Genomic DNA, 26,392 nt, shown 5'->3' with positions numbered 1-26,392 from the left:
CATCAGAACTGTTTGACAGGGCGCACCTTCAGATTCCAGGTATCTGCGCCGCCTGAAATGATCCCTTCAAAAAAATTGATCCAATACGGCTCAAAAATGGCCAGCTCGGAGGATGACCAATAGTCCGCTGGCGGCATATGGCCATTCAGATAGAGGTTGTTCCGAAGGGCCCACAATTCATCGCGAGAGGGCAGGTACCAACCTGGGCCCGGGCTGGTCGCAGCCTGTGCAGCAGATCCCGCCGCGCAGGGTCCTGCCAGGATCAACGCGGTGTTGGCAGCGCCGGTAAACATTCCCGTTGAAGTTCCATAGAATGTGCCTTGCTGACAGGAAAAGTGCCTCCAGGGTAGTCCCGATCCGAAGGTGGGTAAGTTGCTCATGGCAGCCACCAGACCCTGGCACGTAGTGGTGTTCAGGTACCCGATCATCCCTCCCTGATAGACACGGCCATAGAGTGAGTCCAGCGGAACGCCGCTATTGACGATCTCGCATGGGGTCTGTCCGGCGTCCAGTCGCTCCTGGACCGAGCAAGTTCCCCAACGCAACACACCACCGCAATAGACCAGCGCGTCGCCCACATTGCCCGGTGCCAGGGAGACCCATGCAGCGCCGTTCCAGTAGCGGATCTCGCCGGCTGCGCTGCCGGGAGGGCCTGCCTGCAGGGCATAGGAGGCCGTATCAGCGGTGGAGGCGTGCGCGGCCGTGTTCGTACTATCGGCCACCATGGCCATGGCGGCAATGCCTGAGGAATCCGCCATCGCCGCGCTCGTGGCATGGGTCGCCGTGTCGGCGTGGGTGGCCGTGGCCGCATGCGAGGCCCCCTTCGCCTGCAAGGCGTAGGGCACGCTCAGCAGTTGCTGCACGCCGATGGTGCTGTAGGCCGTGCCGCCGGCGGGGTCCAGGCCCACTTCCACCCAGTAGCTGCCCACCGACCATGGGATGGTGCTGAAGGTGCCCGTGGTTGGCGTGCCCTCGCCCACGGCCACCGAGAAGAGGCCCTGGGCGTTGGTGGTGGGGCTGTGCGTCTCCGCGTAGACCACCGTACCGCCGGCGCTGCCCTGGTGCAGCTGGAACTGCACGCCCACGGCGGTGTTCACCACCAACTGTCCGCCGCCATCGCGGGCCACGGCCTGGTAGCGGAAGGCTTCGGGGGTTTGGGCAAGGGCCGTTGTATGAACGAGGATGAGGGCGGCCCCCAGCCAAGTGTTCGGATGCGATAATGAATTGGAATGCTGGTGTTTCATCGCGTGTACACGGTCGCTGATCGAACGTGCCGCGAGATTATACCGCTGAGGGAAGGATGGCTAGTTTTGGGCGTATACAAAGCGTATACAGGCCGTATTTTTTGTTTCCTCCGGTGTTTCTTTGGCCTGATCGCCACCTCCACGGACCATGCGCAAATTCCTGTTGTTCAGTATTTTGATACGACTGGTAACGTCGCACTCGGCCGTTCACGCCCAAGCGGACCCCTTGGCCGATCGCGCAACGGTGCTGCGGCAGGACTATGAGCGCAAGCGCGATACCGCGAGCCTGACCACCAAACTGGAATTGCTCTTCCGTGCGGAGGAAGCGATCACCAGCACCACCCCTACCAAGGATCGATGGGCCATCCATCGGGAACTGGGTACGGTGCTCTACTATCTCAACGCCATTGACCTCGCCTTTGAACAAGGACGCCTGGAACTGGCAGCCGCACAGGCCAAAGGCGACAGCGTGAGCACGGCGCGGGCCATCGCTGGCCTGGGTTCCCGGTATATGGTATTGGGGCAATTGGATAGTGCCCGGCATTATTTGCTGTGGAGCCTGCGATCGGCACCGCGCGAGGACCCCTACTCCCTGGCCGGCCTCTATAACAACCTGGCCATCCTGCACCTCGAACGCCGGGAGCCCGATCCGGCGGACCGTTACCTGGACACGGTGGCCACGCTGTTGGAGCAGGGGCGTGTCGAACCGATCGTGGACATCCGCTTCAGTTGGCGGGACAACCGTGCGGCGGTGGCCCTGCTGCGTGGTGACAGTGCCCGCGCACGTGCCTTGGTGGCCGAGAACGTGAACATCCTCCTCCAGCAACTCCATCACCACGACGCCGACCTTGACGATCGCTTCCGGCGCTACAGTATCGAGCTGGCCGGGCTATGGCTGGATGCACGCCGAACGGATCTCGCCGCGGCGGTGCTGGACACGTTGCGCAAGCACCTCAGCGAGTTGGGCGCGGGGCAGCGACGGCAGGCCCGTCCGCAATTGATCCGGCTGGACCACCGGCTGGCCAAGGCCCTGGGCGATCCCCGGCGGGAGGCAAGGGCCGCGCGCGCGCTGCTCGCCCTGAACGACAGCATTGCCCGCACGGACAGGTCGGAGCAGCAGTCAGCCTTGGGCGCCGTCACCGCCTTCGGCGTCCGCCGCATGCAGGCCGAGCTGGCCGCGCAAGCCGCACTGGACGAAGCGCGTGTGGCCGCTTCCGAAGCGCGCACCCGTTCGCGCACCATCATCCTGTGGCTGGTGGCGGTGCTCGCCGCGGTATCGCTGCTCGCGCTGGCCGGGTTCTTCCGCGCGCGCATCCGCCGCAAGCAGCTGGAGAAACAGCAGGTGGAGGCCGAACTGGCCAACAAACGGAAGGACATCCAGCAGATGGCCCAGGACCTTTCCCGCAAACGCGAATGGACGCGCGAGGTGATGGATGCCGCCGGTGCCATCATCCGCGCCAAACCACTGAAGGCGGATGTGAGCGCCAAGGTGGAGCACCTGAAGGAGAGCGTGCGCTCGCAGTTGCGGGTGGACGAGCAACGCGAATGGCTGTACCGCGAGGTGGAGGTGGTGAACAGCGCGTTCTATGAGCGGCTCAAGGCCCTGCAACCGGACCTCACCGAAAAGGAGCTCGAGCTGTGCGGCATGGTGCGCTCGGGGATGAACAATGCCACCATCGCCGACCTGCGCCACATCGCGCCAACGAGCGTGCGGGTGGCGAAGTACCGGTTGAAACAGAAGTTGGGGTTGGACGAGGAGGACGATCTGGCCGAAGCACTCGCCCGGATCTGAAGGGACCAGGGTACTTTGATCCGAGCGTTTGTTCCTCACGGCAATTGCCCCATCCGCACGTTCGTCGGCACCGCACCACCAATATTCACCAGGATCGGATCGCGGTCGTTGTTCGTGCCCACGTACTTCACCTCACCATCCAGGTTCACGTCCTCGGCGCGGTACTCACCGGTGAGCACGCTCGTCGGCACGGTGCCGCCGATGGCCACCAGGATGGGATCGCGGTCGTTGTCCTGGCCCACGTACTTGAGCACGCCGTCTCCCCACACATCGCCGCACCAGAGCAGGCGCACGTTGCCGCTGAAGGCCAGGGCCTCGGTGCCGTAGGTGGCCGTGCCGCCATCCCGGAAGTCGATGGCGGTTACCGCCGCGCCGAAGGCGATCGGATCATGGGTCATCACGCCCAAGTGGTTGCGGTGGCGGATGGCGAGGTGGTAGCTGCCGGGGGCGGAGAGGAAGGAGAGCGGCGAGCTGCCGTTGGCGGCAACGATATCGCCGTCTCGCTGGAGCAGGCCGCTGCGCGTCTCCACCACTTCGGCCGGATCACCAGCAGAGCGCAGTTCCACCACCACCCAATCCACGATGGCGTCCGCACCGGTGGTGCTGAAGACCGATGGCATCACGAACTCGCCGCCGCCGCCGATGTGCGCGTAGCCCATCGCGGTGTAGGGCTCAAGCATGGGCAGCATGCCTGCGGAGCGCAGCGCGTCGTTCATCAGTCCGGTGCCTTCGTTGTACGGCCCTTGGAGCAGCGCGCGCACGGCAACGGGCAGGACGGGGGAGCTCACGGTGATCGTTTGCGTGAGCGAGGCGGTGCAGGTGCCGGTGGACGCCGTGAGCGTCACCTCGAACACGCCGCCGGATGCGAAGGCGTGGGCGGGCTCCGCTTCGGTGCTCGTCGTGCCATCACCGAAGTCCCACGCATAGGAGCCTGCATTGGTGCTCGCGTTCGAGAAGCTCACCTCTTCGCCGATGCCCACGGAGGCGGAGGAAGGCGTGAAGGAAGCCTCGGGCATCACCACCTTGAGCTGGAAGCGCGGAACGTTGGGGTCATCGTTGGCATCCAGGAAGAAGCTGTACGAATCGCTGCCCGTGAGCGTGATGATGGTGTTCGTCACGAGGTCCTTCAGGACGATGCACGTGAGGTCGAGCTCACCGAGCTGGTCCACGGTGATGGTGTAGGTTCCGGTGACTCCGGCGTTCACGCTCACGGGCACCAGGAAGGCCGCATCGAGCGCGCCGAAGCAGTTGAAGGCGAGCTGCTCGCCATCGGGTGCGAGGGTGGCCACCTGCGGTGCGGCCGGGTGGGCGAAGACGTACTTCACCACATCCTCGGCATCGAGCAGCGGGGCGCCGACATCGAAGACCACGAACGCCTCATCGTTGAAGCTATTGATCGCGCTGGCGATGCGCAGGTGCAGCATGGGCGATGCATCGGGCAGCAGGCCGCCGAAGATCCCGCCGCCGTTGTCGTTGATCTTGTCGCTCTCCTCCACGGTGGTGGCCACGTTCGGGCCGTTGGCCTTGAGGAAGAAGCCCTGGCTGCTCTGGATCGTGTTGGTGGCGCCGTTGCTGCCCATGCCCAGGCTGATGTCGTACACCGCCGCGTTGCCGTTGGCGGGGTTGTAGAAGGTCACGTAATCCTCCACATCGGCGCCGCGCGCGATCTGGTCGAAGGCGATGGCGCTGGGCACGGGGTTGCTCACCAGGTTCCAGCCATCCGTGAGCGGGGTGCCGGTGTCGGTCCAGCTCATGGGCAGGAGATGGGGCTGGAGGCGATGTGCGGCGGCGCATTGTGCACATCCACGATGAAGGGCGCGGTGCCGCCCAGCGCATCGCCGCTCCAGGCCGCGAAGCCCTGGCCGGTTGCCAACGGCTGCAGCTGGCTGCTCACGCCGGTGATGCCATCGTTCTGCGCGGTGCCGGTGTTGGTCTCATCATACCACCGGATGCTGGGCCAGAGGATGCCACTGCCCACCGGATCATCGAAGGTGGGGAACTGCGAGCCGGGATAGCCGGCGGTGATGAAGTCGTCCTGCCAATGCGCCACTCTCCGGTTGGAGATCGGGCTGCCCAGCAGTCGCCAGTTGGTGGCGCCGCCGGGGATGTAGCGCTCCACCTTCATGTTGCCGAGGTAGCTGGCGGTGGGGGATACGGGGCCGAGGCGGCCGGTGAACAGCGCATCGCTGGTGAGGACCAGGAGGCCGGTGCTCGCATCGAACGCGCCATCGTTCAGCTGGAGCGTGCCGCGGATGTTCAGGTCGCCCACCAGGTCAACGCCTGCAGGCGCATTGGCCGTCAGGTCGAACAGGCCCGGAGCGCCGGTGGTGAGGATGGTGACCGGACCGAAGCTGCGCTCCAGGGTCACGGTGCTGCCATCCTGCGCTGTAACGGCACCGGCGATGATCAGGCTGTCGCCATGGACATCCAGGCTGCTGCCGGTGGCTAGCACCATGGCGCCGCCCGCCTCGATGTTCACCACATTGGTCATCACGGTGCCCATGTTCGACACCACATCGCCATTCTGCACCACCATGGTGCTGCGCGTGCCCCATTGCGCGGGCCCGGCGGTGCCGGTGCGCGTGCGGCTCCAGATCGGGTCGCTCACGTTGCCCGTGGCGCGGCTGTAGTAGATGAGCTTGCCGGCAGGCTGCTGGTAGCCTTGCGTCATGTGGCCACCCGCCGTGGCCGAGGTGCCGATGATGGGCTCCCCGACCGACCAGCTGATGGTCGTGCTTCCGATGATGGCGGTGCCTCCATCGGCAGGCACCAGTTCCTGGGCGGCCAGCGGTCCTGTGCCAAGCACCCCGATCAGGACTGCCAGGCCGATGCCGCGTAGCGAACGCATGTTGGTCTTCATGGCCTCGGTGGATCAACGGTCGTTCTCCAGCGTCTCTGCATGCCGTGCCACCTGTTCCTGCAACTGGCTGATGATGCGCTGCATTTCCTCCTGGCTGGCAAGCATTGTCCGCAACTGCTCCACTTCGGCCTCCTTCAGGCTGTGCTGTGCCTGCAGGTCGCTCACCTGCTGGCGTAGTTCCTCGATCGTGGCCTGTTGTTCCTGGGTGGCCTTCACCAGGGGCACCACGAACTCAGCGTAGCGCAGGCCGTAGTGGTCGTTCTCGTTCTTGGGTTTGTCCACCCCGCTGAAGGCGTATCCTACCGCAGCGGCAGCCTCCTCCACCTCCTGAGCAAGGAACCCCGTGCGCACCTCCCTGGAGAGTGCTGCGACATGCGCCTCATAGTTCGGGTCCTGGTTCTCGCGTGCCTTCGCTGCAAAGCCCATCACGTCGTCCAGCTTGGCGTAGTCCACCTTGTAGGTCACTGGCCGCAGGCGCAGGATGAAATCAAGGCCTGAGACGTCCTCTTGTACATCGGTCTTGTACCGTGCATCGCTCAGGTTGGTCCAGCCTACATAGCCACCGATGCTGGTGGTGCCTGAAATGCCTACGCGGACCTGGTTGCTGGCGGTCGTGCGCGCATAGTAGCCCAGGGCCGTCGAGTAGTTCGGCTCACCCGTGGCATCCGTCCAATACCCAGCGAACGTATTGTAGCTGGTCGCGGTGAGCAGGTCCCCGGCGCGATAGCCCACCGCCACATTACCTGTACCTGTCGTGTGGTCCTCGAGCGCGAAGGCACCCAGGCCGGTATTCTGATTGCCGGTCGTCAAGACCTGGAGTGAGTTTTGGCCGACAGCCGTGTTCTGATATCCAATTGATAATGCGGCGAGTGAATTAAGTCCTACTGCGGCGTTGTTGTTAGCTGAGGTTGCAGTGCCCATGGCGTTGGATCCCATGGCCACGTTCGAGCCGCCGGTGGTGAGGTTCTGTCCGGCCGAATACCCCATCAACGTATTATCACTGCCGGTTGAAAGGTCAAAGCCGGTGCTATACCCGACCGTGGTGTTTTTGAACGATAGGTCGGAATTGGTCAGGGAATTCGCTCCGATGGCCGTATTGTATAGTCCGTCCACGTTGTCCTCAAGGCTTCGGTAGCCGAGGGAGGTGTTGTATTCGCCCGCCTGGTTGTCGTACCCGGAATTGTAGCCGATGCCGGTGTTGCCGCTTGCTGTGGTGTTCTGGAACAAGGCACGCACGCCCAAGGCGGTGTTGTACTGCCCGGTCGTGTTATAGAACATGGTGTAGTAGCCCATGGCCGTATTGTACAGGGCGTTGGTGGAGCTCGCGAGCACCTGGTAGCCCATCCCGGTATTGTAATCACCGCCGGAAATGCTCGCACCTGAGAACCCACCCACCATGGTATTGTAGAACGCCCCCCCATCTGCCTTGTGCAGGCTGTGGTATCCCACGGCTACTCCATAGTCCGCAGTGGTGTTGGTACGAAGCGCCCCCTGCCCCAAGGCCACGTTCCGGTAGCCGGAGGTGGTTCCATAGGATGCGCTGTCACCCACGGCCACGTTCTCGTATCCGGTACCGTTCAAGCGCAGGGCCAATGAGCCCATGGCGGTATTGCCGTAACCGCTCGTGGTCGCTAATCCGGCCTCGTAACCCACGCCGGTATTGCCGTCAGCACCGCTGTTGTACAATGCGCGGTACCCGATGGCGGTGAGCCGGTTGCCAGCGTTGTTGAAGTAACCCGCCTGGTAGCCGAGGCCCACGTTATTGGCGGTCGTGTTAAATCGCAGCGACTGGTAGCCGACGGCCACACTGTTGTTGCTCGTGGTGTTGGCCAATAGCGCTCCGGTCCCCACGGCGATGTTATTGCTTCCGGTAGTAGTGGCCGCCAGCGCCGCTGATCCAATCGCGCTATTGTACTGACCGGTCGTGATATTCTGCAGCGCATCGGCGCCTAGGGCGCTGTTCCAGCTCCCGCTGGTCCTGTCGAACATTGTGTTGTTGCCAACGGATGTATTCCCAGTGCCACCGGTTGCCAAGCTCTGCGAGTTGTAGCCGATTGCCACGTTCCCCGTTCCCGTGACGTTATCGCTCAGCGCGAAGAAGCCGATGCCCACATTCCTGTTGTCGGTCAGGTTATCCAATTCGCCGGCGCCATCACCTAGGAAGACGGACCGGCCGTTGCCTGGAGTGAAGATCTTTCCGTTGGTGAACACGAAGGATTCAACACCGGCGATGTCGAACCGGATCGTGTCCTGATCGGGGGTGGCCTCCACCCGGATCCGGGTGTCCTCGTCGGCATCCTGGAGGATGTTCGGCACAGTAGAGGCCGCGCTGCTATCCGCCGTGAGCGCGTGCATGGCGAAGGGCACCGCTTTGAAGGGCCCCGTGCTGAGCAGCACGTAGGAATTGCCGCCGGTGATATCCACCGACACCGTGTAGCTGATATCCTGTCCACTGCCCCAGTCGATGTCGCCGAAGGTGGCCAATGTGCCGGCGCCCGGCGTACCGGACCCGATCCGGAAAGCGATCAGCCCGAATCCATCGGAGTTGATCGTATGGGTCTCGATATAGCTGTCAGTGGCTCCCACCTGTACGACGGCTTCCACGCCAATGGCCTGGTTGGGGACCGGGTCGCCGTTCACATCGCGCACCACCGCCTGGTAGTTGACGCCATCGAAATTGACCTGGGCAACCGTGGGCTGGACCAAGGCGATTACCAAGAGAGCCACAAGGGAGCAAGCAGAGAACTTCATGGTGGGAGGGTATTGGTGAGGGTCTTGGGGGAATGGGAATGCGTTTGTCGTGTTGTGCGTTGCTCGATCGCTTGATCACCTTGATCCGGTCAGCCTTCTTCGATCCTGCATGACAAAGCACCTTCGATCTACCATGAGGCGCAATCATTGGGTCCAATGATATCCGGGCATTTTCCAGCGCGAGGCCTATTTTCGTCGTCATCCGATGCCTGCCTTGCTGCGCGCTGCTCTCCTCCCAGGGCTGATCGGACTTCTGCTCGTCCCGCATGTGGCGGCGCAGGAAGTCGTCAGGCAGTTCGAGCTGGACCGCATCACCACCGCGGATGGCCTGCCGCAGGGCATGGTGCAGGACATCCTGCAGGACCGGCAGGGCTACCTCTGGTGCACCACCAAGGACGGTCTTGCCCGCAGCGATGGGTATGCCTTCACCATCTTCAAGCACGATGCGAACGACAGCACCAGCATCGCGGGCGACCACACGAACCTGCTCTACGAGGATGAGGAGGGCTTCATCTGGGTGGCCGTCTTCGGTGTGGGGCTTGATCGCTACGATCCGCGCAAAGGCATCTTCGAGCACGTGCGCATCGGGCCGGATATGCCACGAACGGCGTACGACGCGCTCACCCGGATCGAAGAGGCGCCCGATGGGAGCATCTGGTGCGTTTCCAGCTATCGGGATCTGAGCGTGGTCGTGGTCGATCAAAAGGGTGGCCTTACCCTGCGCCCTGCGACGGCGGTACATCCGCAGGCCGGGCTGCCTCCGGGCATCAGCACCTTCACCTTCAGCAAGGAACTGCTGTGGGCGGTGACCGATGACCGGCTTGCTGCGATCCCATTACGAGCCACCGATCCCCGGACCATCGCGGACCGCGTACTGCCACGCCCCACGTTCTCGGCGGTGGGTGAATTGGAGCCGCACCATCTGCTGCCTCGGAAGGAGGTGGGTGAGATCGTGCTCGGCTTGCCGGGGCATTTCCTGCGCATCGCCACAGCCACGGGCGAAGTGCTGGACAGCCTGCCTGTGCCCGCAATACCCCGGCTCATGGAGATGCAGCTGGTGGATGATGCCGGGCGCTTGTGGTACCGCTGTGACGATGGGGTGGTGCGCGGCCTTGATCTGGGAACAGGCGCGTTGGAGCACTTCACCTTCACGGCCGACGAACAGGACGTGTACGCGCGTATGCAGACCGTCTTCTTCAGCTGCCAGGACCGGCAGGGGAACATCTGGGGTGGCACCAAGGGCTTCGGTATGCTGAAGCTTGGGCGGAACAGCACGCGGTTCAGCACGCGGCCGGCCGACCCGATCGTGGGCTACTACGTGGACCAGTACGAGGTACTCGGGTACCGGCAGTTCGCCATGACCCGCCACCGGTTGGGGCTGCTGCATTACCCATCGCGTCGCGAACCCGAACGCACCGGTTTCGGCACACCTGCCGGTGAACGCAATTGGGAAGGTGCCGCCACCGATACACAAGGACGCACCTGGGGCTTGATCACCCGCGGTGATCTGGAGCCGCGGTATTTGTACTACATCGATGCTGTGGGGACGGTGCGTCGAGCCACCGACATCGACCTGAAGGAAACGCCGAACCGGGTGCTGCATGGGCGTGGCGATGAGATCTGGGTGACCACGGCGACCGGTGATGGGCCTACCAATGTGCGCAACGGGCTGCTGCGCATCGATACCCGAAGAATGGTCGTGACCGGTCGCTATCAGTTCCCCGTGGACTTCCTGCTGAGCAAGTACTGGCCGATCTCCCAATGGTCCATCGCCCCGGACGGCGTGATCTGGATGGCCACGATCGAGGGCTTGCTCGCACTCGATCCAGGCACAGGCAAGTGGCGCGTGTTCCAGCACGACCCCCGGGATCCCATTTCCCTTCCGCACGATCTGCTCTTCTGCCTGTGCCCCGATCCTCAACAGCCGCAACGCTTCCTTTGGCTGGGTACCGAGGGCAAGGGCATGGCCCGGTTCGATATGGAGAACGGGCGATGCGAGCGCTACACCACACGCCAGGGCCTGCCGAACGACGTGGTCTACAGCATCCTTCCGGATGCCGACGGACGACTTTGGGTGGCCACCAACAACGGTCTTTGCCGCTTCGATCCCGCGAGCGGCGCCGTGCGCACCTTCACGCAAGCGGACGGGATCGCCGGAAACGAGTTCAACCGCTACGGTGCGGTCCCGATGCCCGATGGTTCCCTGTTCTTCGATGGCATGGATGGTGGTACGCGTTTCATGCCGGGCGACCTGAAGGAGGATGATGTAGCCGCACCGACGGTCCTTACAGGTGTTCGGCTGGCCGCACGGGACGTGCCCATGCATGCCTTGCGGGATAGCGCGCACGCCACATCCTATGCACTGACGGTGCCACACGACGAGCCGTTGATCACCATCCGGTTCGCGCTCATGGACCACACGGCCCCGCGGCACAACACCTTCCGCTACCGTCTGGAGGGATATACCGAAGGATGGATCGATTCGGGAACGCGTTACGAGGCCACTTTTACCAACCTCGATCCAGGCTCGTACACCTTCGTGGTGGAGGGGAGCAACAGCGCGGGGCTACGTGACGGAAAGGGTGCCTCGCTTCTCCTGATCGTCACCCCGCCATGGTGGGGTACCTGGTGGGCACGCACTGCTGGTACGTTGCTCATCCTGGCCCTTATTTACATCGCTCACCGACTGCGCCTGCGGCAGCAACTGCGCGTGGTGCGGCTCCGTGAACGTATCGCCCGGGACCTGCATGACGAGATCGGCAGCACGTTGAGCAGCGTGGCGCTGTACGGTGCGGTGGCGAAGAAGAAGATCGCGGCGATCAGTCCGGAAAGCGGGCGACTGCTGGAGCGGATCAGTGAAGGCACCACCCATGCCATGGAGTCCATGAACGACATCGTGTGGACGGTGAACGCTTCGAAGGACAGCGTGGCGGACATGGCACAACGGATGCAGAGCTACGCGACCCAGATGTGCGAAGCCCGTGGCGTAACGCTGGATTTCCATGTGGATGCGGCGTTGCTGGATGGAAAGCTGGACATGGACAAGCGGAAGAACATCTACCTGCTCTTCAAGGAGGCCGTGAACAATGCGATGAAGTATGCGGAGTGCACGTCCATCACCGTGCGCATCACGGGTGTGGTCGATGGGTTCATGCTCACGGTGTCGGATGATGGGCGCGGATTCGTTCCGTATGCCGATACGGGGAACGGCCTCGGAGGCAACGGCCTGGACAACATGCGCAAACGGGCGGCCGATGCAGGTGGGACCTGCACGATCACCTCGCAGCCCGGTCGGGGCACCACCGTCACCTTCCTGTCGAAGGACTCGGCGCGTTCGGCTGCCATCTCATTGGATACAATGAGGAGCAGGGGTGCGTAGCGATCCTACTTTCGTCCAATGCTCCGTGTGGCCGTATTCGATGATCATACCCAGCGCAGGGAAAGTCTGCGCATGCTCGTTGATGCCACGGAGGGCATGACCTGTGTGGGTGCTTTTCCGGATTGTCGGAACGTGGTGAAGAACGTGGTGGAATGTGCTCCGCGTGTGATCCTGATGGATATCGACATGCCGTACGTGGATGGCGTGGAGGGCGTGACACTGCTGCGCAAGCAGTTCAAGGACGTGAAGATCCTGATGCAGACCGTGCTGGAGGACAACGAGCGCCTGTTCGCCTCCATCGTGGCGGGTGCCGATGGCTACCTGCTCAAGCAGACCACACCCGAACGACTGATCGAGAGCATCCGTGAGGTGGACAACGGTGGCGCGCCCATGACACCGACCATTGCACGGAAGGTCCTGCAACTGCTGGGTACGCGTTCCAGCAGGATCGGTGCATCTGCGGATTTTCACCTCACCGCGCGCGAACAGGAGATCCTGGGGCTGCTCGTGGATGGCCTGGGCTACAAGGCCATCGCCACGCGCTGCGATATCAGCTACGCTACGGTGAACACCCACGTCACGCACATCTACCAGAAGCTGCACGTGGCCTCGGTGGCCGGCGCCGTGAAGGTGGCCCTGCGCGAGGGGCTGGTGTGAACATTTTACCGTTTCAAGACGAAGCCCGGCTCATCGCCGGGCTTCTCCGTTGAGTGCTTGTTTGCTCAGGGCAGCTGCGCGTTCCGTACCGCGGTAGGTACGCTGCCACCGATGTTCTGCAGGATCGGATCGCGGTCGTTGTTCGTGCCCACGTACTTCACCTCACCGTCCAGGTTCACGTCCTCGGCGCGGTACTCACCGGTGAGCACGTTGGTCGGTACGGTGCCGCCGATGGCCACCAGGATGGGATCGCGGTCGTTGTCCTGGCCCACGTACTTGAGCACGCCGTCTCCCCACACATCGCCGCACCAGAGCAGGCGCACGTTGCCGCTGAAGGCCAAGGCCTCGGTGCCGTAGGTGGCCGTGCCGCCATCCCGGAAGTCGATGGCGGTGGCCGCCGCGCCGAAGGCGATCGGATCATGGGTCATCACGCCCAAGTGGTTGCGGTGGCGGATGGCGAGGTGGTAGCTGCCGGGGGCGGAGAGGAAGGAGAGCGGCGAGCTGCCGTTGGCGGCAACGATATCGCCGTCTCGCTGTAGCAGGCCGCTGCGCGTCTCCACCACTTCGGCCGGATCACCAGCCGAGCGCAGTTCCACCACCACCCAATCCACGATGGCGTCCGTACCGGTGGTGCTGAAGACCGATGGCATCACGAACTCGCCGCCGCCGCCGATGTGCGCGTAGCCCATCGCGGTGTAGGGCTCAAGCATGGGCAGCATGCCTGCGGAGCGCAGCGCGTCGTTCATCAGTCCGGTGCCTTCGTTGTACGGCCCTTGGAGCAGCGCGCGCACGGCAACGGGCAGGACGGGGGAGCTCACGGTGATCGTTTGCGTGAGCGAGGCGGTGCAGGTGCCGGTGGTCGCCGTGAGCGTCACCTCGAACACGCCGCCGGATGCGAAGGCGTGGGCGGGCTCCGCTTCGGTGCTCGTCGTGCCATCACCGAAGTCCCACGCATAGGAGCCTGCATTGGTGCTCGCGTTCGAGAAGAACACTTCTTCACCGACCTCCACATTGCTGGCCGATGCGGTGAAGCCCGCCTCGGGCATCACGACCTTGAGCAGGAAGCGCGGAAGGTTGGGGTCATCGTTGGCATCCAGGAAGAAGCTGTACGAATCGCTGCCCGTGAGCGTGATGATGGTGTTCGTCACGAGGTCCTTCAGGACGATGCAGGTGAGCTCGAGCTCGCCGAGCTGATCCACGGTGATGGTGTAGGTGCCGCTCACGCCCGCATTCACGCTCACGGGCACGAAGAAGGCGGCGTTCAATTCACCGAAGCAGTTGAAGGCGAGCTGCTCGCCATCGGGCGCGAGGGTGGCCACCTGTGGCGCATCGGGATGCGCGAAGACGTACTTCACGGCATCCTCATCGTCCAACTGGCTCGTGCCCACATCGAAGATCACGTACGCTTCATCGTTGAAGCTGTTGATCGCGCTGGTGATGCCCAACCGGATCATCGGGTTGGCATCGGGCAGCAATCCGCCGAAGATCCCGCCATTGTTGTCGTTGATCTTGTCGCTCTCCTCCACCGTGGTGGCCACGGCCGGGCCGTTGGCCTTCAGGAAGAAGCCCTGGCTGCTCTGGATGGTGTTGGTGGCGCCGTTGCTTCCCAGGCCCAGGCTGATGTCGTACACCGCGGCGTTGCCGTTGGCGGGGTTGTAGAAGGTGACGTAATCCTCCACATCGGCGCCGCGCGCGATCTGGTCGAAGGCGATGGCGCTGGGCACGGGGTTGCTCACCAGGTTCCAGCCATCCGTGAGCGGGGTGCCGGTGTCGGTCCAGCTCATGGGCAGGGAGATGGGGCTGGAGGCGATGTGCGGCGGCGCATTGTGCACATCCACGATGAAGGGCGCGGTGCCGCCCAGCGCATCGCCGCTCCAGGCCGCGAAGCCCTGGCCGGTTGCCAACGGCTGCAGCTGGCTGCTCACGCCGGTGATGCCATCGTTCTGCGCGGTGCCGGTGTTGGTCTCATCATACCACCGGATGCTGGGCCAGAGGATGCCACTGCCCACCGGATCATCGAAGGTGGGGAACTGCGAGCCGGGATAGCCGGCGGTGATGAAGTCGTCCTGCCAATGCGCCACTCTCCGGTTGGAGATCGGGCTGCCCAGCAGTCGCCAGTTGGTGGCGCCGCCGGGGATGTAGCGCTCCACCTTCATGTTGCCGAGGTAGCTGGCGGTGGGGGAGACGGGGCCCAAGCGGCCGGTGGTGGCTGCGAAGCTGCGCAAGGCGATCAGCGCAGTGGTGGCGTCGAAGTCGCCCGCGTCCAGTTGCAAGGTGCCGCGGATGTCGATGCTGCCATTGGCGGTGGTTCCGAGCGGCGTGTTCACCGTCAGGTCCCAGAGGCTGATCGGCGCGGCGGCGGTAATCGTCACGGCCCCGATCGATCCAACGAGGCTGAGCGCACTGTTATCGACCGTGGTCAGGCTGCCTTGCACATCAACGAGCACGCCATGGACGTTCGTGGCGCTTCCGTTCTCGAGCACGAGGGTCGAAGTGTTCTCGATCCACAAAGCGTTCAGGTCCAAATTGCCGGTGTTGGTCACCACATCGCCATTCTGCACTACCATGCTCCAGCAGGCGTCGAAGACCACAGCGCTCGGCGTACCGCTCGGCGTGGTGCTCCAGATCGCATCGGTCACGTCGCCGGAGCCCTGGCTGTAATAGGTCGGGTTCACCGTGAGGTCGATGCCGTTGTCGGTGCCCACGATCGGCGCCTGGCTCGCGTCCACCCGGATGCGGTAACCGGAGCCCGGCGTGATGCTGATCGGGATCGAGATCGGGATCGTGCCGCTGATCTGGCTATTCACGCTGCCGATCACCGTGGGCGAGGCGAAGCTCCCGAATTCATCACTGAGCAATGCCGTGAAGACGTTCGCCGCCGGATGGCTCTCGTAGGTGGTGTAGCTCACCGACGTGAGCGCCGTGGGGCAGATAAAGCTGGTGCCAACGATGCATTCGATGTTCGTGCGCACATAGGTCTGCGCCACCTCACCGCGTCCATCGGCGCCACCGAAACCGTCACCCACGAACAGCGCGTTCGTCACCACTGAGGCGCACGCGCCGACCATGTCCGTTGTCCAAGTGATGGAGAAGGTCGTTCCTGCTTCGCCCGCACCGAGCGTGTAGGCCGTGATCGGGTCGGTGGCAACCGCAAAGGTTCCGGTGCCGCCGCTCCATGCGCCTGGCGCATTCGTGTTGGCCACGACGGTCACGGTCGTGGGTCCTCCGCTCAGGTAAGGACCAGCGATGGTAGCCGCAGGTGCGGGCGTGATCTCCACGTTGAACGTTGCCACCACGGCCGGGCAGCTTGCGCTGGCCGGAATGGTGTAGGTGACCACGTAATTGCCCACCGTGCTGGAGGACGGCGTGATCTCACCGGTGCTCCCATCCAAGGTGAGGCCAGCGATCGAGGTGAAGAGGCCACCCGTATTGCCGATGAGCGTGACCGGCGCTGAAGCCGTGCTGGTGCAGAAAGCCGGGCTCGTGTAGCTGATGGATGCAACGGCGTCGCACGGGGTCGGCTCGGTCACTTCGCCGCGGCCGCTGCCTCCGCCGTAGGCGCCAACGAATTGCGCGGTGGCCACCACGGAAGCGCACGCTCCGGCATCCACGGTGGTCCAGGTGATGGGGAAGGTGGTGCCCGCCTCACCGGCGCCCAGCGTGTAAGTGGTGACCGCATTCGAGGGCACCGAGAAGGTGCCTGTGCCGCCGCTCCACATGCCTGGCGTATTGGTGTTGGCAACCACCGTCACGACCGCAGGGCCCGTGCTCAGGTAAGGACCGGCGATGCTCGCTGCTGGCAGGGGCGTGATCGCGACATTGAAGGTGGCCGCGACAGCAGGACAGCTGGCGCTGGCCGCGATGGTATAGGTGACCACGTAGTTCCCGATCGTGCTCGTAGAAGGTGTGATCTCGCCGGTGCTCGCATTGAGCGTGAGGCCAGCGGTGGAGGTGAAGGTGCCGCCTGTGCTGCCCGTCAATGCTGCCGGGGCGGACGTGGTGCTGGTGCAGAAGGCCGCGCTCGCATAACTGATCGTTGCGGCTGGGCACGGCGACGGGCTGGTCACTTCGCCGCGTCCATCGCCGCCGCCGAAACCATCGCCGACGAAGAGCGCGTTGGCCACGACCGATGCACAAGCACCCGCGTTATCGGTGGTCCAGGTGATCGAGAACGTCGTGCCCGCTTCGCCCGCGCCGAGCGTGTAGGTGGTGATCAGGTCGGTAGGCACGGCGAAGCTGCCGGTGCCGCCGCCCCAAGAGCCTGGCGTGTTCGAGGTGGCCACCACGGTCACGGTCGGGGAGCCGCCGCTGAGGTAAGGACCATACGTTGCCGCCGCCGGCGGAGGCGTGATGGCGATGTTGAACGTGGCAACGACTGCCGGGCAGCTGCTGCTCGCGGGGATCGTGTAGCTCACCACATAGTTGCCGACGCTGCTCGTGGATGGCGTGATCTCGCCGGTGGACGGATCGATGGTGAGGCCTGGGGTGGACGAGTAGATGCCGCCGGTGCTGCCGGTTTGCGTCACAGGCGCGGAAGCGGTGCTCTGGCAGAAGGTCGCGCTCGTGTAGCTGATGGCAGCGCTCGCATCGCAAGGAGTGGGGCTGGACACCTCGCCGCGCCCATCGGCGCCGCCAAAGCCATCGCCGACGAATAGTGCATTCGCCACGATCGATGCGCACGCACCGGCATCAACGGTGGTCCAACTGATGGAGAAGCTGGTGCCTGCCTCACCCGCACCGAGCGTGTACGTGGTGGTGGCGCTGGTCGGTGTGGCAAACGAGCCCGTGCCGCCGCTCCATGATCCCGGCGTGTTCGAGGCGGCCACCACCGTTACCGCGGCTGGTCCGCCGCTGAGGTAGGGACCAGCGATGCTCGCAACGGGCAGCGGTGTGATCGCGACATTGAAGGTGGCGTTCACAGCAGGGCATGTCCCGCTCGCGGGGATCGAATAGGTGACCACATAGTTGCCGACCGAGCTCGTGGACGGCGTGATCTCGCCGGTGGCGGCATTGATCGAGAGCCCTGCGGCGGATGAATACACGCCTCCCGTGCTGCCCGTGAGGGTCGCGGGTGCCGAGGTCGTGCTGGTGCAGAACGCGATGCTCGTGTAGCTGATGGTCGCATCGGGACAAGGCGAAGGATCAGTCACTTCGCCGCGCCCATCGCCGCCGCCGAAGCTGCCCACGAACAAGGCATTGGCCACGACCGATGCGCAGGCCCCCGCATCATCGGTGGTCCAGGTGATCGGGAACGTCGTGCCCGACTCACCGGCCCCGAGCGTGTAGGTGGTGATCGCGTCTGTGGCTACAGCGAAGGTGCCTGTGCCGCCGCTCCAGGAACCCGGCGTGTTGGTATTCGCAACGACCGTCACGGTCGCGGGTCCGCCACTCAGGTAAGGACCGGCGATGCTCGCCGCAGGCAACGGCGTGATGGCGACATTGAAGGTGGCCACCACGGCCGGGCAGCTCGCGCTGGCCGGGATGGTGTAGGTGACCACATAGTTCCCCACCGTGCTCGTGGATGGCGTGATCTCGCCGGTGCCCGAGTTGATCGTGAGCCCCGCGGTGGAGGAGTAGGTGCCGCCCGTGCTGCCCGTGAGGGTCGCGGGTGCCGAGGTGGTGCTGGTGCAGAAGGCGGCACCCGTATAGCTGATGGTGGCTGCCGGACACGGCGTTGGATCCGCGATCTCACCACGCCCAACGCCGCCGCCGTATGCGCCGACGAACTGCGCCGTCGCGATCACTGAAGCGCAGGCCCCGGCATCCACCGTCGTCCAGGTGATGGGGAAGGTCGTGCCTGCCTCACCGGCCCCGAGCGTGTAGGTGGTGATCGCGTCTGTGGCTACAGCGAAGGTGCCTGTGCCGCCGCTCCAGGAACCCGGCGTGTTGGTATTCGCAACGATCGTCACGGTCGCGGGTCCGCCACTCAGGTACGGACCGGCGATGCTCGCCGCAGGCAACGGCGTGATGGCGACATTGAAGGTGGCCACCACTGCAGGGCAGCTCGCGCTGGCCGGAATGGTGTAGGTGACCAGGTAGTTGCCCACTGTGCTCGTGGATGGCGTGATCTCGCCGGTGCTCGCGTTGAGCGTGAGGCCCGCGGTCGAAGAGAAGATGCCTGCGGTGTTGCCGGTGATCGTCACCGGCGCCGATGGCGTGCTGGTGCAGAATGCCGCACTCGTGTAGCTGATGGTCGCCGTCGCATCGCAGGGCGTTGCTTCAGCCACTTCGCCGCGCCCGCTGCCGCCGCCGAAACCGCCGCCGACGAATTGCGCTGTGGCCGTTGCGAACAAGCAAGGTCCTGCGCCATCCGGATCGAAGGTGGACCAGGTGATGGGGAAGCTGGTTCCCGCCTCACCGCCGCCCAGCGTGTAGGTGGTATTGGGGCTCGGTGGCGTTGCGAAGGAGCCTGTGCCGCCGCCCCATGTGCCAGGGCCATTCGCGGTAACCGTCACGGGCACCGTGGCCGGGCCGTTCGAGAAGAAGGGTCCGTTGATCACCGCCACAGCAGGCGCGTTCACGGTCACCACCACAGGGGCGGAAGTGAACGAGCACGTCGCCGGACTCAGCGCATTGATCGTGGCCACGCCCGTGTAGGTCGCGGTGCCGTTCGCCGGGCCAGTCGTGTTCAATGTCTGCGCGGGCACGTTCGCGCCGCTGCCGCTGGCACCGCCGGTTACGCCGCTCTGCACCACGGTCCAGGAGAGCGCGGCGCCAGCGGTATTCGAACTCAAAATGCGCGGGCTGGTGGCGCTCCCTCCGCAAATGGTCTCGTCGCTGCCGCTGAGGGATACCGTGAGGGCTCCCAGGTCGGTGAGTGTGATGGTGCAACTACCTGTCGCACCATTGTAGCCATCCACCTGCACGTAATAGGTGGCGCCAGGTGTCAGGCAGTTCACCGGATCCAGTCGTGATCCGAAGACAACAGGTGTCGGGCTGCCGTCGTCGTTCGCTGCCAGCAGGGTCTGGGAGCCGAGCACATTTCCGCATGAGCTCGCGGCGTACATCGCTGCCTGTGTGTCGAAGCCGTTCACATCAACGGAGACACGGCCGCTCGCCGGCGCCGTGAATCGGAACCAGATGGTATTGTTGAGCACAGCATCGCACCACCCGTTCTGCACGTTGCAGCCCAGGTTGGGCGGGAGCGGTTCGCCGACCTGCGCGGTAGCGCCAGCATTCGAGAAGGGACCATTTGCACCAAAGCTCAGCGGGAACGCGCCGCACACATTGTCGAAGGGCTCGAATCGGTACATGCGACCCGAGCCCGGCCAGGCTGCGTTCGTGTTATTCGCGACCGTCGTGCTGGCTACGTGCGAGCCGGAATTGATGGACTGGAAATTCGCTGCGGCAGCGCCACCGATGCCGATGGACGCGGAAATGGCCGGGTTGCCAGTGCCATACCGGAACTCGATCACATTCGTGGTCTCGTACAACCAGGCCTGGTAGGTCTGCGTGATCGGACTCCCGCCCGAAGCGCCCATGGTGGTGCGCCATTGCACCTTCAGGATGCGATTCGGCGCGGTGCCTGTCACCACATAGCTCACGCCGCCGGTGCTGCCCGTGTTCTGGTCGTCCCAGAACGGCATCAATTTGGGCAGGTTGATGGCGGATGCGAAAGAGTTGGCGTACTCCCCGGTAACGACCGTGGGGCCCAACCGGAGCAATCCATTCGCGCTCGCGGAGAATTGCGTGTAGGCAACGCCCTCATACCGGAAAGTGAAGGGAAGGGTGATCACGCTCGAGGTGGGCGTATCGTCCACATTGATCCCGACAAGGGTCGTGGCACCGCTCATCGCATCGAGCGAGGCGCCGGTGCTGGTGGTATAGGCATAGGTGTTCACCGTCTGGGCACGCACGCTTGCGATGCCCGCGAGCAGCGCGGTCATGCACATTAACGTGCGGAACAGGCTATGGATGAACTTCCTCATGCGTGCTTCTTCACGGGCAATCGCTCGCGAACGCAACGCTCCGGGCTTCCGGAGTGAAGGGCTGTTCGCTTCGCGTGTTGCATCGTTCTAGTATTCCTGCGTGATCCTGTTCGTCCGGGTTGTGTGCTTCAAGGGGCTGTGCGCACACCGCGGCCGCCGGTATTCTGATCGCGGCCGGTGGTGCATGGGCCGTTTGATCCGCACGCACCTCCATAAGAGACTTGCGACCCAGAGCCATAATACCCGCCCCTCCAGGGCAAATTGCTGGGCGACCAGGTGGCCACGTCGGTGTTCCCGTTCGCGGCCAATGCGCCGTTTCCTTGAAGGCCGGTATGTATCCGTCCGCTTGCATTCCGCGCTTGCACGGCCGGGTCGCACACGCTGCCGCTCAATTCCATGATGCCATAGAAGCTGGCGCCGGCGGTGACCCGGCCGCTGTTGCCGGGGTTCGCTGCGTAGATCCCCACGCGCCGTGCGACGTTGCCAGTGCTGTAGTTCCCGATCGTGGTGCTGTATCCTGTTGCGATGCCCTCGTTCGCAGCACCGGGATTGGTGAGCGAAACGCCGTTGATGGCGTTAGCCGTGGCCATGCCCCACGCATATTCATTGGGCACCGGAGCAGCCGTGCCCCGGCAGGCCTTCTCGTACTCCAATTCGCTCATCGGCCGCAAGCCGCTCCAATCCAAATACGCGAGCAGGTCGGTCGTGCTCATGTAGTTCATCACCAGGTCCTTGCCATCGGTGGCATCCCCGAAGTTGGCATCGCCGTTCAGGTTGCAGGCATAAATGGCCGGAGTGCCCGGGTTCGCGCCCGTGGCCTGGATATCAATGCTGTTCCTATAGATGAGTTGGAAAGGACCCGAACCCACCGCGTTGGTCGGCTGCAATTGGCCCCGTTGCAATTGCTGGGTAAAGGTCAGCGTGTTCAGGAAGTCCACGTAGCCCTGCTGGCTCAGCTGGTACTTCATGCAATAGAAGGCCGCGAAGCCCTTTGGGAAGGCGGCCGGGATGGTGCCAGCGGTCATGGCCCCGCTTAAGGACCACAACGATCCCGCGCTGGTCGCCGCGTTGATCGCGGCTTCGCTGGTGATCTGGAACGGCACAGAGGGCGGCACTGTGGTACTTCCGTTGGTCAAGGAACGAATCTCACTCCCACCGCTGCCCACGAAGAAGGCCCCTTGGCTCACATACACCATCTCGATCGCGAAGACCTGCACCTGCGCGATGTCGGTGTAGGTGAGGCCCAGCGCGCTGTAGTCCCATTGCAGTTGCACGCCGGTGAGGGAGAAGGTGCCCACTCCATCGGCATCACGGTAGAGGAAGCCGCCCACGTAGGGGTTGGTGATGGCATCGTAGGCCACAGTGTTATCCACCAAGCCCAGGTCCAGGGTGGCGCCGCTGGGCACCACATGGCCGGTGGCCGTGAGGTTGGCGTGGCTCCAGACCCCTGCGCCGTTGCGGTACTTCACGAAGACCCAGGCGGCATCCCAGTTGGGCATGCCCACGCCGCGCCAGCTGTGCTCCCAGCTCAGGTCGAACTGCACCTGCACGGTAGTGCCCGTGTTGTTGGTGAGGGTGGTGTTGGATACCTGGATGTTGTTGCCCAGGGCCGCAGCGCTGATGAGCACGGTGCTCGCGAGGGCGCTTATCCGGTTGGTGAAGTGCTTCATGGTCTAGGTCTTTTCTCAGCCGTCGATGTTTTCATTTCGTTGCCGATAGGGATGAGCGCTTCCCCACCTCACGGTGCCGTACGCGCCCCTCGGCTGCCCACATCATTGAACCGCTGCGTGGTATAGTTATTCGACGCCAGCTGCCGATCCGAAACACGGCCAAAGCTGCTTGCAGCCGAATACGCGCTTCCGCGCAGCGAGCTTCCATATCCCGGGGAGAGCGTGTACGGCCAGCTCGGCACATCCGGGAACCCGGCGGGGTTCAGCGAACCATTGCCATGGATCCCGACGAAAAAAGGGAAGGGTGTGCCGGAAACGACGTTGATCACGGGCTCGATCAGATTGCCGGAGAGTTCCATGATGCCGTAATAGCTGCCGCCGGAGGTGACCCTCCCGCTGTTGCTGCCATTGGCGGCGAACACGCCAACGCGGCCGGGACCAGTAGAATAGTTGATGGGGTTGACGCCCCCCCAATAGGAATTGCCCAAGGTGGTGCTGAAATTGGTGGCGATCCCTTCGTTCGGCAGGTTGATGTTATCGATGGTATAGCGCGGGCCGGTGTAGATGCCCGTCGTGCCCCAAGCGTATTCATCGGGGACCGGGGTAAGGGGACCGCGACAGGCCTTCTCGAATTCCAGTTCGGTGATGGGCCGCAGACCGCTCCAGTCGAGGTAGCTCTGCGTGTCAAAGGGGCTCAGGAAATTGCACGCCACGTCCCTTCCTTCATCGGCATCGTCAAAGGTGCCGTTGCCGTTGCCATTGCACGCATACACGGCCGGAGTGTTGGGCGAGACACCCGGTACCCGGATGTCGATCCCTTGCCTATTACCATTGGTGCCGAAGGCCGGTGATCCCACCCCATTATTCGGGGCAATGCTGGTTCGTGTCGATTGCTGCGCATAGGTGAGGGTGTTCAGGAAGTCCACATAACCTTGCTGGCTCAATTCGTACTTCATGAAGTAGATGGCGGCGAACCCTTTCGGGTAGCCAGCTGGCAGTGTGGCGGGTGGCGGCAGGCCGCTGGTGAGCCAGAGCTGGCCGGCCACATTGCCGCAGGCCAGGGCCGCCTCGGAGGTGATCTGGAAGGCATTGTTCGAGGGGCCGTCCTTGAAGTGAGAGGACTCCGAACCACCGCTGCCGACATAGAAGGCACCTTGGTTCACATACACCATCTCGATCGCGAAGACCTGCACCTGCGCGATGTCGGTGTAGGCGAGGCCCAGCGCGCTGTAGTCCCATTGCAACTGCACGCCGGTGAGCGAGAAGGTGCCCGTGCCATCGGCATCGCGGTAAAGGAAGCCGCCCACATAGGGATTGGTGGTGGCGTCGTAAGCCGCTGCGTTATCCACCCGGCCCAGGTCCAGGGTGGCGCCGCCGGGCACCACATGGCCGGTGGCCGTGAGGTTGGCATGGCCCCAGACCCCGGCGCCGTTGCGGTACTTCACGAAGACCCAGGCGGCATCCCAATTGGGCATGCCCACACCGCGCCAGCTATTCTCCCAGCTCAGGTCGAACTGCACCTGCACGGTGGTGCCCGTGTTGTTGGTGAGCGTGGTGTTGGCCACCTGGATGTTGTTCGCCACCGCGGAGGCGACATGCAGAACGAGCGCGCCAGCGAGGGCCGTGAGCTTGATGCATGAGGCGGTGGCCTTCAGGCAGGTGTCATCGTTGCGGGTGGACTTGAGGATCGCGATCATGGTCAGCGGATTGTTCGGGGCGATCAAATAGAGAGCTTATTTCTATAGGATGCAACATTTATAACCAATGGTATATGCCGCGGGACCTCCGCCAAGCACGATCCAGTGAAGGGGATTACTCCGGCGTCGCATTGATCATCAGCTACGACCGCCTTCCTCTGACCGCGTGTGCACAAGCACATCCTTGCCGTAGCCTTTTCGGTTGAAAACGGGAAGGGCGGTAGCAGGTGTTATGACTGATGCGGTGATGAAGTAGCCGTCGCTCAATAATGCGATTAAGGGCAATGAAGGTGAAGGAAGAGAGAGAGGATGTCGCCTCCATCGCTTCCTTCACCTCCCTGATGGCCTTGCCTGAGCGCGGATCATTGTCGCCGGCTCAGTGGTTCGAGGGCGGCTTCTCTGATTACGAGGAGAACAGGAAGAAGCGCCTCGGCGGCGATGTCGTTCCGCACCGGATAGTACAGGAAATTGGTGCGGGGCTGATCAGATGCCCAGGCGCTCAGGCCACTTGCCGGTCCGAGTCCTTGTGGGCCTGGTGCGTGAGGTGGTGACCGTTGCAGACCGGGCAGTGGTACACCCGCATGCGGCCGCGGCCCTTTTGCCAGATGCGGTTCACCTTGGCGTGGGCATCGCGCTCGGAGTAGAGCACCTTGCCCCGGCAGCGCGGCGCTTCATTGCGCTGATGCACGATGCGCGTCCTGCTCAGGTAGTCGATGCGGTCGCAGAGGCGGCTGGCATCGGGCAGCTCCAGCTGCTTGGGACTGGTGAGCACCAGCTCCCGCACGGCCGGGTCGGTGAAGCAGAACAGGGCATCGAGCTGCTCGGGGTGCGCCTTCACGAAGGCCACGAGGCGGTCCCGCTTCGAGGTGAGGAGCTGCTGTTGCTGGCGTGCTTCGTTCATGGCCCGTGGCCGAAGTGGCAGGAATGAAACGTGGAGTTGATCGCTCCTGTTTCACCGCTGCCCGGCGCGGGGATGCCGTTGCTGAAGAGGTGCCCGCACATGCGCTAGCCCAGCCCCAGCTTCATCGCCAGCACCACCAGCGCCGCGCGGCAGGGCACCTTCAATTTGCTGAACACCTTGCGGCGGTGCGTGTGCAGGGTGCTCAGCGCGATGCCCATCTCAACGGCAATCGCCTTGTAGGGCAGGCCCGCCTCGTTGCAGCACCAGCGGATGAAGTGGCGCTCCATCGCCGTCAGGAGGTCCACGCGCGGCGCGTCATCGGCCGGGGAGGTGGGCGGAGGCTTCATGTTCGGGCATACGCGGCGCGGCGACGGTTATTGCGCGCAGCGCGTGAACGGTTGTTGCGGCACGGGCATCGGCTACAACGGCTTGGTGGTGGCCACATCGCTCCACGGACCCACGCCCAGCGCGCCCACGGCCAGCACGCGCACGCTGTAGGCTTGGTGGCTCACCAGGCCCGTGATCAGGAAGAAATTGCGGCTGGTCATCACCAGGGGTTGCCAGTTCGCGGGCACCAGCGGGTCGCCGTCGCAGATCTGCAGCTCGTAGATGCGCTTGTCCTTCACGCCGCCCCAGCGCGCCTTCAGCTCGCCGGGCTTGGTGGTGATCACCAGCCGCAGGTTCGGCGGCGCGGGCATGGGAGCCGGTGGCTGCGGCACCTTGCGCGTGGCGAAGGCCGCGCTGGCGATCTTGATCGGATCGCCGCCGCTCACCGCCTGCACGTAGCCCGCCAGGATCTTGATGTTGCTCTTCACCTGCTTCACCGCGGCCGCCTGCGCCAGGCGGTCCTGCTTGCCGCCGTTGTTCAGCACCGCCACGTTGGCGGCGGCCAGCGCATCGCGGTCGGCCTGCTGCACCACCAGGGTGGGCACCGGCGTGGGGAAATCGGCGTTGCCGGTGAGCCCGGTGATGTGCGCATCGGCGCGCTCCAGGATCTCTTCCGGGGTGAGTCCTTCGGTACCCAGCTTCACAGTGAATTGCGTGGTCATGGGGGGCGGGCCTTCGCGTATGCCCAGACGGTTGTTTGTTGAAGAAGCGCGGCCCCCGGCTCAGTAGTATTCGGGGGGTATCATCGTTTGTGAGGATGCCCCCGAGGCAGGGCACCCGCCTGACCAGCGGCAGGGCCATCGCCCATTTGGTGAATGGCCAGGCTGAACATCGGTAAGGGCACAGTGCGCACGGTATGGGGTGCGCGACGCACGGTATCGGGTTCGCTGCATATCCTGAAGGGCACGTGTCGCACGGTTTAGGATGCGCGATGCAGGCACTAGGGCAAGGGCCGCACGGTGTAGGGTACGCCACGCATTCTTGAGGGCGCAGGTCGCGCGGTATCGGGTACACGGCGCATCCGTACGGTCGCAAGCCGTACGGTATAGAGTGCGCGGCGCATCCTGAAGGGCACGAAGTGCATGGTATCGAGTTCACGGTACAGCCTTAAGGGCGCAAGCCGCGC

13 protein-coding genes are annotated in these 26,392 nt (G+C 63.9%); 3 read left to right on the top strand and 10 right to left on the bottom strand.

Annotated elements, in window-relative coordinates:
- Window positions 1-2: 2 nt before the first annotated feature.
- Complete coding sequence (locus IPM12_12965) at window positions 3-1,244, bottom strand: hypothetical protein (GenBank protein ID MBK9148713.1); 1,242 nt, start codon at window positions 1,242-1,244, stop codon at window positions 3-5.
- A gap of 148 nt (window positions 1,245-1,392) precedes the next feature.
- On the opposite strand from IPM12_12965, the gene IPM12_12960 reads away from it, so the two are divergent.
- A complete protein-coding gene (locus tag IPM12_12960) occupies window positions 1,393-3,036 on the top strand; it encodes a hypothetical protein (GenBank protein ID MBK9148712.1) in 1,644 nt (547 codons plus the stop codon).
- A gap of 35 nt (window positions 3,037-3,071) precedes the next feature.
- Here IPM12_12960 and IPM12_12955 read toward each other — a convergent pair whose 3' ends face one another.
- The 3 genes from IPM12_12955 to IPM12_12945 are packed head-to-tail and all read right to left on the bottom strand — an operon-like array spanning window position 3,072 to window position 8,647.
- Window positions 3,072-4,790, bottom strand: coding sequence for a PKD domain-containing protein (locus tag IPM12_12955; GenBank protein MBK9148711.1), 1,719 nt, complete (start codon window positions 4,788-4,790; stop codon window positions 3,072-3,074).
- A complete protein-coding gene (locus IPM12_12950) occupies window positions 4,787-5,896 on the bottom strand; it encodes a hypothetical protein (GenBank protein MBK9148710.1) in 1,110 nt (369 codons plus the stop codon). Before IPM12_12950 ends, IPM12_12955 begins: the two co-directional genes overlap by 4 nt.
- Before the next feature lie 12 nt (window positions 5,897-5,908).
- Window positions 5,909-8,647: a tail fiber domain-containing protein gene (locus IPM12_12945; protein MBK9148709.1), complete on the bottom strand. Its 2,739-nt coding sequence runs from the start codon at window positions 8,645-8,647 to the stop codon at window positions 5,909-5,911.
- A gap of 205 nt (window positions 8,648-8,852) precedes the next feature.
- Here IPM12_12945 and IPM12_12940 point away from each other — a divergent pair, with 205 nt between their 5' ends.
- Both IPM12_12940 and IPM12_12935 read left to right on the top strand, forming a co-directional pair.
- Window positions 8,853-12,026 carry a hypothetical protein gene (locus tag IPM12_12940; GenBank protein MBK9148708.1) on the top strand — a complete coding sequence of 1,058 codons (3,174 nt, stop codon included), beginning with the start codon at window positions 8,853-8,855 and terminating at the stop codon, window positions 12,024-12,026.
- A gap of 18 nt (window positions 12,027-12,044) precedes the next feature.
- Entirely contained in the window at window positions 12,045-12,683 is a 639-nt protein-coding gene (locus IPM12_12935) for a response regulator transcription factor (GenBank protein ID MBK9148707.1), read from the top strand.
- 65 nt (window positions 12,684-12,748) lie between these two features.
- Here the strand turns inward: IPM12_12935 and IPM12_12930 are convergent, their stop codons facing one another.
- The 6 genes from IPM12_12930 to IPM12_12905 form a co-directional block, all read right to left on the bottom strand.
- Window positions 12,749-20,611: a PKD domain-containing protein gene (locus IPM12_12930; GenBank protein ID MBK9148706.1), complete on the bottom strand. Its 7,863-nt coding sequence runs from the start codon at window positions 20,609-20,611 to the stop codon at window positions 12,749-12,751.
- A gap of 128 nt (window positions 20,612-20,739) precedes the next feature.
- Entirely contained in the window at window positions 20,740-22,281 is a 1,542-nt protein-coding gene (locus IPM12_12925; protein ID MBK9148705.1) for a hypothetical protein, read from the bottom strand.
- Window positions 22,282-22,349: 68 nt separating this feature from the next.
- The gene (locus IPM12_12920; protein ID MBK9148704.1) at window positions 22,350-23,978 is read right to left on the bottom strand and encodes a hypothetical protein; all 1,629 of its coding nucleotides are present in this window, start codon (window positions 23,976-23,978) and stop codon (window positions 22,350-22,352) included.
- Between the two features lie 499 nt (window positions 23,979-24,477).
- Window positions 24,478-24,879 carry a hypothetical protein gene (locus IPM12_12915; GenBank protein ID MBK9148703.1) on the bottom strand — a complete coding sequence of 134 codons (402 nt, stop codon included), beginning with the start codon at window positions 24,877-24,879 and terminating at the stop codon, window positions 24,478-24,480.
- A gap of 104 nt (window positions 24,880-24,983) precedes the next feature.
- Window positions 24,984-25,226: a helix-turn-helix transcriptional regulator gene (locus IPM12_12910; protein ID MBK9148702.1), complete on the bottom strand. Its 243-nt coding sequence runs from the start codon at window positions 25,224-25,226 to the stop codon at window positions 24,984-24,986.
- Window positions 25,227-25,298: 72 nt separating this feature from the next.
- Window positions 25,299-25,928 (bottom strand): fibronectin type III domain-containing protein, encoded by a 630-nt coding sequence (locus IPM12_12905; GenBank protein MBK9148701.1) that lies wholly within the window; start codon window positions 25,926-25,928, stop codon window positions 25,299-25,301.
- Between the last annotated feature and the right edge of the window lie 464 nt (window positions 25,929-26,392).

The sequence above is a fragment of the Flavobacteriales bacterium genome, assembly GCA_016716605.1.
GTDB lineage: Bacteria > Bacteroidota > Bacteroidia > Flavobacteriales_F > PHOS-HE28 > PHOS-HE28.
Note: the sequence above shows the minus strand (reverse complement) of the source record. Positions and strands in the feature narration are given on the sequence as shown.